Raw genomic sequence first — 13,263 nt, 5'->3', positions numbered from 1 at the left:
GTTATATGTTATTTATGTGACAAAATTAAAGATTAATTCTTAGACAGAATTTTTTTTTCGGGATTTTATGATTTTCTCTTCAAAATCGTAAAGAATAATAGCGTCCAAGCAATAATTAATAGAAAACCACCCACAGGAGTTGCGAATACGATAATTTTAGATTCAAACAAAGTGTAGTCTTTTGTAGCCAATACATAAATCGAACCACTGAAAAGAACAACACCTGCTACTACAAAATTATAGATCGTTTTTAAGGTCTTTTCGGCTATATCTTTTTGAGTCGATAAAAAGAGAAGAAATAAGGCGTGATACATTTGGTAACGAACACCAACTTCAAAAGTATTTAATTGATCAACTGAAAGATATTTTTTCAATAAGTGAGCGCCAAAAGCACCCAAAATAATAGCTAACATACCGATAAAAGCTCCAGTTAAAACGATTCTTCTTTTCATAATATATCTCTTTTGAAATTTGAAACAAAAATACTTCAAACGAATCGAAAAACCGCTTTAGTTTCTGGATTATTTAGAACAAAATCAGGTTATTTTTTATCCGATTTTAAAAAATAAATTGAATTTTATTTAATTTCAATTGTTATATTTATAACATTTAAATATATTTGTGTTAAATATTTGAAACATGAGAAACGTTTTAATAATTGGAGCAGGAAGATCTGCATCGTCTTTGATTCGATATTTACTATCAAAATCTAATGAAGAAAAGCTGCATTTAACCGTAGCCGACCTTTCATTGAATCTCGCAAAAGCAAAGACTCAGAATCATCCAAATGCCACTCCGCTTGCCTTAGATATTTTTAATTCCGACGAAAGAAAAAAAGCTATTGCAAATGCGTCAATAGTAATTTCTATGCTTCCTGCACATTTGCATATCGAAATTGCAAAAGATTGTTTAGAATTTAAAAAACATCTTGTTACCGCTTCTTATATAAGTGATGGCATGCAAGCTTTAAACGAAGAAGCCATCAAAAACAATCTGATTTTCATGAACGAAATTGGTCTCGATCCAGGAATCGACCACATGAGTGCCATGAAAGTTATTGACGAAATTAGATCGAAAGGCGGAAAAATGCTTTTGTTTGAATCTTTCTGCGGCGGACTTGTAGCTCCTGAATCTGACAATAATTTATGGAATTACAAATTTACTTGGGCACCCAGAAACGTGGTCTTAGCAGGACAAGGAGGTGCTGCAAAATTTATTCAGGAAGGAACTTATAAATATATTCCGTACAGCGCTTTATTTAGAAGAACTGAATTTCTAGAAGTAGAAGGTTACGGAAAATTTGAAGCCTATTCGAATCGGGATTCTCTTAAATACCGCTCGGTTTATGGTTTAGATGATATTCTGACATTATATAGAGGAACTATTCGAAGAGTGGGGTATTCTCGCGCTTGGAATATGTTTGTACAGCTCGGGATGACTGATGATAGCTATATTTTAGAGGGGTCAGAAAATATGAGTTATCGTCAGTTCATCAATTCTTTCCTTCCGTATCATCCAACTGATTCTGTAGAAATTAAAACTCGATTGATTCTAAAAATCGATCAGGACGATATTATGTGGGATAAACTTTTGGAACTGGATTTATTTAACCCAGATAAAAAGGTAAATCTGCCAAATGCTACTCCAGCTCAAATCTTAGAAAAAATTCTGACTGACAGCTGGGCTCTTGAACCAGATGACAAAGATATGATTGTGATGTATCATAAATTTGGTTATGAACTAAATGGAGAAAAGAAACAAATCGATTCGAAAATGGTTTGTATCGGCGAAGACCAAACTTATACGGCAATGGCAAAAACAGTCGGACTTCCGGTTGCAATTGCCACTTTATTAATCTTAAATGGAAAAATTACAACTCCAGGCGTTCAGCTTCCTATTAAAAAAGAAGTTTATGAGCCTATTTTGAAAGAGTTAGAAGAATATGGGGTCATTTTTAACGAACAAAATGTACCTTATTTTGGATACAATCCGGACCTATTTTAGTCTGGATCTGCATGTTTATTTTTAGAATTTTTTTTTAATTAGTTTTTAATTTTATCCGCTTCTCCCATCAGAAGCGGATTTTTTTATTTTACTGAACTGGCGTAAGCGTTATTGGCAATTTATACAATACTCTTACCGGCAAACCTTTGTTTGAACCCGGAATCCAATTAGGAGAAAGTTTTATAACCCTAACAGCTTCTTCACCTGTTCCATATCCTATATCTTCTACTGCTTTAATATCAGATAACGTACCGTCTTTCTCAATAATAAACTGCAGTTTTACCTTTCCTCCATATTTCAGTGCTTTTTCTGGAACTTTAAAGTTTTTACCCACAAACCTGTAAAACTTGTTTATTCCACCTGGAAAATCAGGCTTTTTCTCAATGCTATCAACCTTCATTTCCAAAGGCCTATCCTCATCTTTCGACGTATTTTCTTGAGCCGTACTCTTAGCACTCATAAAAATCAGTATTACTAATACAAAACTCTGAGTAAGTATTCTCTTCATATTTTTAAATTGTTTAATCGCTTAAATATCCTGTCTTACACTTACAAATATAGATTTTTACTTTAATTAAAGTTGTTCCCATTTTAGCGCAAGAACAAAAAAAATCCGTTCTTTTTGAACGGATTTTTTTTGTTTTGATTTAACGCCCTAAAGGTCTGGCCAATTGAACAACCATCGGTAAAATAAATTTAGAACTTACTGGTTCGCCATCCTTAGTTGCTGGAATCCATTTTGGACAAAGTTTCATAACACGAATAGCTTCGGCGCCCAAACCATATCCTAAATCTTTTACAATTTTTATATTAGATAAAGACCCATCTTTTTCAATTGTGAAATGTATATAATACTTTCCATCTACTTTTTTTTCGTAAGCAATCTCAGGCATCTTATAATTTTGAGCATAAAAGATGTAAAAATCGGTTAAACCATTAGGAAATTCTGCCTGAGTTTCTACACTTACAGTATTATCAGATTTAGCAGAAAGATCTATTAGCTCTACTTCTTGTGCCCAACTTTTTGAATTGCATGAAAGCATTAAAAAAAAGGAAAAAGCAACTTTAAATATTAAATTAGAAAACGGTTTCATTTGTAGCATATTTTTTACAAATCTACACTAATTCTTATTTCTTTTAAATTTTTTGCTAATTATTATTTTGAATAGTAATTGGTAAAGTATAAAGGACTCTAACAGGTTTTCCGTGTTCGCTTCCTGGAATCCATTTTGGAGAAAGTTTTAAAACTCGAGTCGCCTCTTCTGCAAGACCATATCCAGAATCTTTTAAAATTGTAATTTCAGACAAGCTTCCGTCTTTTTCAACCATAAACTGCATTGAAATTTTGGTGTTCACACTATTTTTTGAAACTTCTGCTGGAACTTTAAAATGCTGTCCAACAAACATGTAGAACTTCTCTATTCCGCCAGGATATTCGGGCTGTTTTATTTCTAAATCGCCAGATTTATAAACCTTATCGTTAATAGTATCCATTGTTTGAGCTGTCGCTTCAGAACTAAAAGCAAACAGAAGTAAACTGCAAATTATCCCAACAACAAAAACTTTAAAAACTATTTTCAAAGTAGATTCTTTTTTAGTCATCATAACTAAACGTTTTTTAGTTATTTGATAATTGATATTACTTGCCAATGGAACAGTTTGCTTATTTGAAGCAAATTCTAGAAGCAAATTTTGATAATTGCTTACTTCTCCAAACTGGTTATTTACAGCTTCATCGGCTAAAAATTCATGGTTTAGTTTAATCGCTTTTATAAAATAAGGAATAATCGGATTTATCCAAAACACGACTCTCAAGGCTTCAGCAAAAAGAATATCCCACGTATGTTTTTGCTCTAAATGTGCTTTTTCATGCGCGATTAATTCTGATGGAACTTTACCCATCTCAAAATCTGTTTTATTGACAAAAATGGCATTCCAGAAAGAATGAGGCAAAACAACTTCATGTGTTAAAACAATCTTTACCCCATTCATCAAGCGAGTTTCTTTCCTATTCAATTTCAGGAAAAATGAAATTAGATTTAAAACAAAACGAAGTCCCAGAACCAATAAAACAAAAGCATATATACGAATTAAAAAATAAAATATGTTCTGCATAATGAAGCTTTCATTTAGAGGAGCTTGACTTGTTCGAATCACGATTTCGTCCAATTGAATAGTGCTTAATCCGCTCTCAAATAAAGGTTTGAATGTAAAAAACTGCAACGGAATTATAAAACTAAAAATTAAACTTCCGAGAAGATAAGCACGATTGAATCGAAACATTCTTTCGTTTTCTAACAACAACTTATATACTGCATAAAAAACAGCAAGCAGTAAACCTGATTTTAAAAGATACGTTATCATTTTTTCTTTTTTTGAATTTCTGAATCGATTATTTTTTTAAGATCTTCCAATTCCGAAGCCGACAAATTGGTTTCGGTCGTAAAAAACGAAGCAAATTGCGAAGCCGAATTATTAAAGAAATTACTAATTAGCCCTTTTACGTGTTTTGCAAAATAGTCTGTTTTCTTGACCAACGGATAATATTCTCGAGAATTTCCAAATTCATTATACGCCACAAATTTCTTGTCAATCATTCGTTTTAAAAGCGTCGCTACGGTTGTTGTTGCTGGTTTTGGTTCCGGATACGCTTCGAGCAAATCTTTCATAAAAGCCTTTTCAAGCTTCCACAAATGCTCCATTAACTGTTCTTCTGCATTTGATAATTGCATTTTTTAAGGTTCTAAGGTTCTGAGCTACTAAGTTTTTTTTCAGCAGATTAAATTTCATTAATATGCCTCTTTATTCTTTATTCTTTAATATTTTCAAGTTTTTCTGTTTCGGCCAATTCCTTTTTATATTCCTCCAAATTCCATTCAACATTCAATTTTGTCGCATATTCGGCCATAGTTCCAAGTCCGACCTCTGCACGCCTTTTATCGACATTATCTGGATCTATCATTGGTGCTATACGAATTTTATTCGTCTTTTTATTCATTGAACTCTGACTGCCATAAATTTGTTTTTTTCCTTCTCTCAAAGCCACTCTATCTTCCAAATACGCTAGATTTCCTGGATTGGCATTTCCGTTTTTAACCGCCTCTCTCATCATAGGCAGATATTTTTGTTGGTATTTTAAATCGGCATGCTGAATCACCAGAAATAAAGTCTGATTTCCCTGAGAACCTACCACATTTTTTCCTAGCCAGCCTCTTTCGTCCAGTATTTTCATCACCTTAATGAGGTTAATACTGTCTTTTCTTTCCATGATTTTACCAATGCTGTCTATTTTCTTTTTATCAGGTTTTGAAGCTCTATAAACATTCATAAATTCTCCGCGAATTTCCTGATCTTCGGTATAAATTTCTGCAAGTTCTTTTTCCAGCACTTTATCATAATTTGCTCCAATAATATCTAACTTCTTCTGCAGTTTATCAATTGTTTTATTCCATTGTTTTTCTGAGTGCAAAGGCTTTAAATCGTTATCAATTTTAAGATGGGCAATATTCTCGTATCCGTTATCGATAGAAAGATTTAGCCATTTAAATGCTTTTTTGTTCTTTTTTGCCATAGAAGCAGAACAGCCTGCGTTGTATAAGTCTCGATCGTCTTTTTGCTCTATTTTAAAAGCTTTTTCATAATACGAAACAGACAATTCATAGTTTTTTACTGTGTAACAAGAATCGGCTTTTCGAACCCATTCTTTATACGTTTGAGCTTGCAGAAAAATACAGTTCATCACTAATAAAGAGAGTGTAATTATTTTTTTCATGGTTTAGAGGTTAGTTGGTTTATTTAATATTTTGTTCCGAAATCAATTCTCCTTTTTCGTAATTCTTGATTCCTTTTAATTTTCCTTTGTCCGAATAAAACTTCCATTCTCCAAAATAAAACCAATGCGTTTCTACCGAATTCGTTTCTAATTTTGTTTTTCCTTTCGATTCCAGTTTTCCGTTTTCGTAATAACTTTTCACAATACAGATTCCGTTTTTATATTTCTCCGTTTTGTAGATTTTTCCATTAATGTACGATTTCCACTTTTTTACTGGAAGATCATTTTTATAATATTCATACGATTTATAATCTGTTCCGTCTTGCGAATATGTATCAATCCAAACACCTTCTTTTTTCTTGTCAATCTTCTGATTAATCGGCTGACTTTTACACCCCAAAAGCATTAATCCGAAAAGAAATAATAAAAAGATGTTTTTCAATTTCATGATTGCTCTACAATTATAGATTCGTTTCTACAAATGTAGAGTTAATTTTTAAACGACCAAGTTTTTTCTTATTTTTTTATTCTAAAAAATCCTTATTCCTATTTTTCTAATGTTGACTCAATTCATACCTAACAGGTTTTAAAAACCTGTTAGGATAAACAAAAAAAATCCGCTCATTTCTGAACGGATTCTGTATCTAAATTCAACTTTGTCAAAGTTTAAAACTTTGACAAAGTATCAAAAAATCTTTGCGACTTTGCGACTTTGCGAGCAAAAAAAACTTAGTGCCTTATCGCCTTCGCGGCAAAAAAACTTATTTACTTAATTCCACAAAATACTTGTAAAACAACGGAATAGTCTCAATACCTTTCAAGTAATTAAAGATTCCGAAATGCTCATTTGGCGAGTGAATTGCATCGCTATCCAAACCAAATCCCATTAAGATTGTTTTGCTTTTTAATTCTTTTTCAAACAAAGCCACAATCGGAATACTTCCTCCAGAACGAACCGGAATTGCAGGAACTCCAAACGTTTCTGTATACGCTTTATTTGCTGCCTGATAACCAATGCTGTCAATTGGCGTTACATAACCTTGACCACCGTGGTGAGGCGTTACTTTTACCGTAACTCCAGCTGGAGCAATACTTGTAAAATGTTTCGTGAAAAGTTCTGTAATTTCTTCCCATTCCTGATTTGGAACCAAACGCATCGAGATTTTAGCAAAAGCTTTACTCGCAATAACCGTTTTAGCACCTTCGCCAGTATAGCCGCCCCAGATTCCGTTTACGTCTAATGTCGGACGGATTGAGTTGCGCTCGTTGGTTACATATCCTTTTTCGCCATAAACATCGGCAATGTTTAAAGCATTTTTATATTTTTCTAGGCTGAAAGGCGCTTTTGCCATTTCTGCTCTTTCTTCTGCAGATAATTCTTCTACTTTATCGTAGAATCCTGGAATGGTAATATGATTGTTTTCGTCGTGAAGCGAAGCAATCATTTTTGCCAGAATATTAATTGGATTCGCCACTGCTCCACCGTATAAACCTGAATGCAAATCGCGGTTTGGACCTGTAACTTCTACCTCAACATAACTTAAACCTCTTAAACCTGTCGTGATAGACGGCTGTTGGTTGGAGATCATTCCTGTATCTGAAATCAAGATTACGTCGTTTTTCAGTTTTTCCTGATTGCGTTCTACGAACCAAGCCAAACTTGCAGAACCTACTTCTTCTTCACCTTCGATCATGAATTTTACGTTACAAGGCAACGTATTGCTTTGCACCATTAACTCAAGCGCTTTTACGTGCATGTACATCTGACCTTTGTCGTCACATGCTCCACGCGCGAAGATTGCGCCTTCTGGATGAATATCTGTAGTTTTAATAACCGGTTCAAAAGGTGGTGAAGTCCATAATTCTAATGGATCTGGCGGTTGTACGTCGTAGTGGCCGTAAACTAAAACCGTTGGAAGATTTGGATCTATAATTTTCTCTCCGTAGATAATTGGGTAACCTGGAGTGTCGCAAGTTTCGACATAATCGCACCCTGCTTTTGATAAACTTTCTTTTACAGCCTCTGCTGTGTCAATAACATCTTGAGAATATGCAGTGTCGGCAGAAACCGACGGAATCTTTAATAATTCGATCAATTCGTTGATAAACCGATCTTTATGTTGTTGAACGTAGGACTTAATATTTTCCATTTAAATTATTTTTATAGAAACCCAAAAGTACGAAAAAGAGAATTAAAAAAAATTTTCAAAAAATGCTTTGATAATTCAAAAGTATGCCTATCTTTGCACCCACAATTACCGCGGATATGGCGAAATTGGTAGACGTGCCAGACTTAGGATCTGGTGCCGCAAGGCGTGTAGGTTCGAGTCCTATTATCCGCACAAAAAAAAAGCTTCTGAAGATTTTTCAGAAGCTTTTTTGTTTTTAATCTACTTTCCTTTTATCTTTTTCACAATCTCATAAATCTTTTAAAACCCAAAAGAATTCTTTTTTTATATTTGATTAATACAATTAGTAAAAATTCATTCCAATAATTTATTTTTTGTGATATCAAAAATCACGTGTACCTGAATACGCATTTTACTAACCAATATCGCAGTATAAAATGGCAGATTTAAAAGCAAAAAATTACACTTTAACAGTTTCTAGAGACATTCAAAAAGTTCTTAGAATTATGAGAACACTATTGAAAAGCAATTCAACTATAATTGAATCCGTAAATACTGATCATCTTTTTTATCTTCATGATATTTCCCATAAAAATTTTGTGTTCTATATTACTGAACCAAACCGAAATAGCGAAACTAAACAAACTATATTTCCAATTACCTATGTTCCTGAAGATGAAGATTCATTATCTTACACTACTTGCTTTTGTTCACTTGAAGAAATTGAAGATCATTTTTATCATTGGCTTCATATCATAAAAGAATTTAACAGCATCAGCTTTTCTGAAGAAGAAGAATTTTCTAATTTCTATGAGGAAGAAATTTTTAACGATTTTGATATTATAGATGAAGATGCAGACATCAATCCCTTTAACAATTTTCAACAAATTATTTTATATAATTTTTTATCTGAAACTTCAGTTTATTTAGAAAACAAACATCCGAACAATAAAGAAATTGAAAATATACGTTCCGAGACTTTAGAATTAAGAGACAATATTCAAAATTTAACCAAAAAGGATTTTTCTAGAAGATTGTCAAAAATTTTAGCAAAAATCAAAAAATTCAGTATTAAAACTTTTTTTGAAATTTCAGATGTTGCAAAAAAAGAAATTTATAAATATTTACTTAAAGAAGGAGTCAATAAACTTCCTGTTTGGATTGATAATATTAATAGTTTTTTTATTTCCAATATTTAAATAATACACATAAAGTACTTTACAATGAATTATCAATTTACAGAAATAGAAACACATTTAGATTTTGGTTTTGGAATTACAGGAGAAGCATATTACGAATCTGCCGAGCTTTTATCTGGAAGAAAAAAAGAAATTCAAGCATTTCAGTTGGCGGAAATGCCAATTGGATTCTTATACAGACATTCAATTGAATTATTTTTAAAATCATTAATAATCATTTTCCATGTAAAATTACAAATTCCATATGATAACGAGCCATTTGACTCTAAAAGACCAAAAATTTTCATAAATGATTCATGGGTCGATTTATACAATTACCATCGTATTGACGAACTCTACAATTACTGGACTTATCTCCTCAATACCCATCAATCTCAACTTAAAAAACTTTCTCCAAATGATGATTGGTCAGAATCTCAAAAAATCAGTCGACTCATTCCGCTAATTGCAGGTTATGACAACGACAGCACCTATTTTAGATATCCAATTACCAAAAACACAAGCGCTGATGGTAAAAAACATACAATGCAGAAACTAAATATAAAAAATTTAGAGCAAAAACTACACTCAACAGAACATAGAAAATCAAAAATGTTTATGGTTCTTAAAGATAATGAAAATGAAATAGTGGAAGCTTTTGAAAGAAATGAAAATGTTCTAGATAATGTAACAAGTGCCTTAAAAAAAGTGTCAAATTATTTTTTATGCATGCATGTTATGTCGAGAGTAACATTATGTGATAAGAATTAATAACTTAAAATTATTAGCAAGCTTGCGATTCTACATTTCTCGGAACAACAAACTTTGCGAAAATTCATCTTTATCAATCCATCTTGACGAAAGGAGCTTTTCAGCATTACCAACAGGTTGTACACTATGAAAAAAATTGCGGAAATCACTCTGGAATTTTTTGTCGGTTTTGCTTTCGGTTTCTCCTTTCGTCGAAATGAAGATATTTTAAAACGTTATTTTCTCTTATTCAACCTCCAAATAAGGATGTAAAATTTCGGCTAATTCATTCAGCCAATAAAAACCTTTTTCTAGGTTTTCTCTTTGAGCATAGGCATATCCTCTTTCGTCATCCCTCATTACAACCAATGCAATTGCATAATTTAATTGCCGTATTGCTTTTGCCAAATCTTTAGCATCAATAACATTATTAAAAAAATCTAAGAGTTTCTTTTCTGTTTCTTCCGAAAGATCATTTGTAGCCATTGTCTTATTTTTTAAATATGGCAAATATAATATTTTTGAACACATAAATGTAACCAAGGCAAAAATAAATCTTAAGAATTTTGAAATATGGATATTTCAGAAGAAACCTTTATTGCAAATCTTGGGACTCACATAAGACAATTGCGTGAAAAAAAAGGTTTATCCCAACAAGCTTTGGCTGATGATTGTGATATCAAAAAAAATCAGATAGGCAGAATAGAAAGAGCTGAAATCAATACTACAGTAAAAACTCTTATAAAAATCGCAAATGCTTTAGATATTGAACCTAAAGAATTGTTTGATTTTCCTTTGAAATGATTTTATCAAAATCCATACTGACAAAATTCAAAGATCTTGATCTAACACAGAAATTAGCAATTATAATTCCTGTTTTATTTCTTCTTAGTTGCGCTACGAGACATTATCTGGAGAGTTTTAGAGGTACTTTGATATTTGCCTATGGCGCTACTTTTACCTTATTTTTAAATTTATTTCTTGTAGTTTTTTCTTTTATCAATTCCATTGTACTCATTATAGATTTAAGATTAAAAATTGTTCCAAAATCCTTATGGCTTTTATTAAGCGCATCGATTTTTCTTTATCTATTTATTGCAATGACAATTGCAATGTTTATTATATAATTTTTCTTTCGGCTAAAGCCTTTTCCCTTTCAACCATAAAAAACCTCCAGCTAAAGCAGGAGGCAAATTCATTTAACTTTCTTATTTCATAAAGCATATCCGTCTAGTTTGTCATTTCGACGAAAGGAGAAATCTTCGCAAGAAACTCGACAAAGATTGGCTTTTCGTTGCGGAGCTACTTGTGGAGATTTCTCGTTCCTAAATGACAATACTTTATGGTTACAATGCGGAAAAAACTTTGCAGAGTTACTTGCGAAGATTTGCTTCGCCAGTTCGCTATCGCTCGAGTCTCCTCCGTCGAAATGAAAACACTTTATGGTTACAATGCGTAAAAAATCCTTTTAATCTTAATAATCTGCGGCTAAATAAAAAAAACTCTGCGACCCTGCTCCCGATAGCTATCGGGATTGCAAGATTAAAAACCATCAAAGATTATAAATTCAGAAATTTCTTTAATTATTTTATGCTTTAGTATTTAAATATTCTTATTTTTAAAATACCAAAAACCTAATTCTCAAAATTTCGCTTGTTTTTAATCTCAAAAAACAATTAGAACACATGAGAAAATACAGATTATTAGTTATTCTATTAGCAATTATTGCTGTTTTTTACTTTGCGAGAACGATTCGAAGCTTTACCGTTCAGCACGAAACCAAAACCCTTAAATCGGAGCATTTTATTGTTTCCTATAACGGAATTTATAAAAGCGAGGCCGAAAAAGTCAGCAAACATCTCGAGGAAAATTATTCTAGAATAAGAGAAAATCTAAAAGACGTAGAACATGACCCGATAAAGGTTTTTGTTTACGGTTCGCAATTCAAGTTCAATGAAGCTACGGGTTTAAAAGAAAATACAAAAGGCACAAGTCGTGGTCCAAACGAATTTCATTTTGTATGGACGAATTGGTTTAATTCTATTTTTCCAGACGATCCGCTCAAAACGGCTTTGCACGAGTTTACGCATTGCGTTCAACTGAACATATTAATCTATAAAGCAAAAGACACCATCATCACGCAAGATCGACTGACTTTTGAAAGAGAATTTGATAAAAAATTCAAAGCCGAATATCCGCGTTGGCTTTGGGAATCGATTAGTATGTTTGAAGCAGAAGAAGTAAATTCGTTAAGCGTGAAATATGCTAAAAGCAAAAACTTGACTTTAGAAGATTTAAATCACGGCAATCAGATTTACAATATTGGCTACACGATAATCGAATATATGACCCAAAAATGGGGAAAAGACATTCTGCCCAAACTGATTACTTCTTTTGGCAACATCGAAAAAACATTGAACGTAACGCAAGAAGAATTTGAAAAAGGCTGGATTGCTTTTTTGAAGGAGAGGTATTGATTCGTTTTTTATTTCACGCAGATTTAAAATGATTTAAGCAGATAAACGCAGATATTATTAAAATCAAAATAAATCTGCTAAAATCTGCAGAATCTGCGTGAAATAAAAATTCTTTAATCTTGGAATTTGAAATTTATTTATTGAAATTTAATATTTCAATAATCTTATCCACATTGATTTCACTATAATCATTAATATAAAAATCACATGGCGGAAGCTGTTCTTTGGTATGCGTGCTCAAAACTCCAACGACTTTCATTCCGGCATTTAGTCCTGCTGTAATACCCGAAAAAGAATCTTCGAAAACCACACAATCAGACGGAGAAACTCCCACGCGTTCTGCCGATTTTAGATATACTTCGGGATTCGGTTTATGAAACGTTACGTCTTCGCTGGACATCATCGAATCCATTTTTTCGTCTAGTTTCAGGAAATTGGCGATCAAATCCAAGTTTGCACGGGGCGCCGATGTGGCAACTGCAGTTTTGAAACCACGAGATTTTAATTCGTTTAAAAAATCCATGTAATGCGGAATCGTTTCGACTTTGTCTTTATAAATCTCACGGAACATTCCTTCTTTCTCGTCTTCAAGCTTGATCAATTCTTCTCCCTCAATTGGACGTTTGAAGAAATGCGTCATGATATAACTATTGTGTTTTCCGTACATATGTTCTTCAAATTCTTCCTGAGTATACGGAACATTATATTTATCGAAAAACTTTTCAAAAGCGATTACATGATGCGGATTGGTGTGCGAAATCACGCCGTCCATATCAAAAATTACACATTGCTGGCTCATAATTTTGTTTTGTTGTTTTAACGGTTGCAAGATAAGTTTTTCCGCAGAGTTGCGCGGAGGTTTCTCGCAGAGATTCGCTAAGATTTTTTTTGAATCTCGCAAAGTCGCGAAGTCGCAAGGTTTTTATTTTAAAGCCACAGATTATTAAGATTAA

Annotated in this window: 15 protein-coding genes and 1 tRNA gene; 6 read left to right on the top strand and 10 right to left on the bottom strand. The window is 32.7% G+C overall.

What is annotated here, in order from left to right; genetic code table 11:
• Window positions 1-65: 65 nt before the first annotated feature.
• Complete coding sequence (locus tag BSF41_RS12270) at window positions 66-452, bottom strand: DUF423 domain-containing protein (RefSeq protein WP_095929777.1); 387 nt, start codon at window positions 450-452, stop codon at window positions 66-68.
• 187 nt (window positions 453-639) lie between these two features.
• Here BSF41_RS12270 and BSF41_RS12265 point away from each other — a divergent pair, with 187 nt between their 5' ends.
• The gene (locus BSF41_RS12265; RefSeq protein ID WP_095929776.1) at window positions 640-2,004 is read left to right on the top strand and encodes a saccharopine dehydrogenase family protein; all 1,365 of its coding nucleotides are present in this window, start codon (window positions 640-642) and stop codon (window positions 2,002-2,004) included.
• Between the two features lie 88 nt (window positions 2,005-2,092).
• Here the strand turns inward: BSF41_RS12265 and BSF41_RS12260 are convergent, their stop codons facing one another.
• The 7 genes from BSF41_RS12260 to BSF41_RS12230 all read right to left on the bottom strand — a co-directional run bounded on the left by BSF41_RS12260 (window position 2,093) and on the right by BSF41_RS12230 (window position 7,926).
• Window positions 2,093-2,512, bottom strand: a complete 420-nt coding sequence (locus BSF41_RS12260) for an energy transducer TonB (RefSeq protein WP_095929775.1) — start codon at window positions 2,510-2,512, stop codon at window positions 2,093-2,095.
• A gap of 139 nt (window positions 2,513-2,651) precedes the next feature.
• Window positions 2,652-3,107, bottom strand: a complete 456-nt coding sequence (locus BSF41_RS12255) for an energy transducer TonB (RefSeq protein ID WP_095929774.1) — start codon at window positions 3,105-3,107, stop codon at window positions 2,652-2,654.
• A gap of 46 nt (window positions 3,108-3,153) precedes the next feature.
• Window positions 3,154-4,368 (bottom strand): energy transducer TonB, encoded by a 1,215-nt coding sequence (locus tag BSF41_RS12250; RefSeq protein ID WP_253251818.1) that lies wholly within the window; start codon window positions 4,366-4,368, stop codon window positions 3,154-3,156.
• Window positions 4,365-4,736 (bottom strand): BlaI/MecI/CopY family transcriptional regulator, encoded by a 372-nt coding sequence (locus BSF41_RS12245; protein ID WP_095929773.1) that lies wholly within the window; start codon window positions 4,734-4,736, stop codon window positions 4,365-4,367. The genes BSF41_RS12250 and BSF41_RS12245 overlap by 4 nt, the downstream gene beginning before the upstream one ends.
• A 77-nt stretch (window positions 4,737-4,813) precedes the next feature.
• A complete protein-coding gene (locus BSF41_RS12240) occupies window positions 4,814-5,776 on the bottom strand; it encodes a DUF6624 domain-containing protein (RefSeq protein ID WP_095929772.1) in 963 nt (320 codons plus the stop codon).
• A gap of 19 nt (window positions 5,777-5,795) precedes the next feature.
• Window positions 5,796-6,224: a hypothetical protein gene (locus BSF41_RS12235; protein ID WP_253251817.1), complete on the bottom strand. Its 429-nt coding sequence runs from the start codon at window positions 6,222-6,224 to the stop codon at window positions 5,796-5,798.
• A 313-nt stretch (window positions 6,225-6,537) separates the two neighbouring features.
• Window positions 6,538-7,926 (bottom strand): dipeptidase, encoded by a 1,389-nt coding sequence (locus BSF41_RS12230; RefSeq protein ID WP_095929770.1) that lies wholly within the window; start codon window positions 7,924-7,926, stop codon window positions 6,538-6,540.
• 110 nt (window positions 7,927-8,036) lie between these two features.
• Here BSF41_RS12230 and BSF41_RS12225 point away from each other — a divergent pair.
• The 3 genes from BSF41_RS12225 to BSF41_RS12215 all read left to right on the top strand — a co-directional run bounded on the left by BSF41_RS12225 (window position 8,037) and on the right by BSF41_RS12215 (window position 9,854).
• Window positions 8,037-8,118, top strand: a tRNA-Leu gene (locus tag BSF41_RS12225).
• Window positions 8,119-8,342: 224 nt separating this feature from the next.
• Window positions 8,343-9,104 (top strand): hypothetical protein, encoded by a 762-nt coding sequence (locus BSF41_RS12220; RefSeq protein ID WP_095929769.1) that lies wholly within the window; start codon window positions 8,343-8,345, stop codon window positions 9,102-9,104.
• A 24-nt stretch (window positions 9,105-9,128) separates the two neighbouring features.
• Window positions 9,129-9,854, top strand: a complete 726-nt coding sequence (locus tag BSF41_RS12215; protein ID WP_095929768.1) for a hypothetical protein — start codon at window positions 9,129-9,131, stop codon at window positions 9,852-9,854.
• A gap of 225 nt (window positions 9,855-10,079) precedes the next feature.
• Here BSF41_RS12215 and BSF41_RS12210 read toward each other — a convergent pair whose 3' ends face one another.
• Entirely contained in the window at window positions 10,080-10,319 is a 240-nt protein-coding gene (locus BSF41_RS12210; RefSeq protein ID WP_095929767.1) for a hypothetical protein, read from the bottom strand.
• A gap of 87 nt (window positions 10,320-10,406) precedes the next feature.
• Between BSF41_RS12210 and BSF41_RS12205 the strand changes: the two genes are divergently transcribed.
• Together BSF41_RS12205 and BSF41_RS12195 are read left to right on the top strand one after the other, a co-directional pair.
• Window positions 10,407-10,637 (top strand): helix-turn-helix domain-containing protein, encoded by a 231-nt coding sequence (locus BSF41_RS12205; protein WP_095929766.1) that lies wholly within the window; start codon window positions 10,407-10,409, stop codon window positions 10,635-10,637.
• An 881-nt stretch (window positions 10,638-11,518) separates the two neighbouring features.
• Window positions 11,519-12,310, top strand: coding sequence for a hypothetical protein (locus tag BSF41_RS12195; protein WP_095929764.1), 792 nt, complete (start codon window positions 11,519-11,521; stop codon window positions 12,308-12,310).
• Between the two features lie 133 nt (window positions 12,311-12,443).
• Here BSF41_RS12195 and BSF41_RS12190 read toward each other — a convergent pair whose 3' ends face one another.
• The gene (locus BSF41_RS12190) at window positions 12,444-13,109 is read right to left on the bottom strand and encodes an HAD family phosphatase (RefSeq protein WP_095929785.1); all 666 of its coding nucleotides are present in this window, start codon (window positions 13,107-13,109) and stop codon (window positions 12,444-12,446) included.
• Window positions 13,110-13,263 lie beyond the last annotated feature (154 nt).

The sequence above is a fragment of the Flavobacterium sp. ACN2 genome (genome assembly GCF_002303885.1).
Lineage (GTDB): Bacteria > Bacteroidota > Bacteroidia > Flavobacteriales > Flavobacteriaceae > Flavobacterium.
This window is presented reverse-complemented; position numbering and strand designations above follow the sequence as displayed.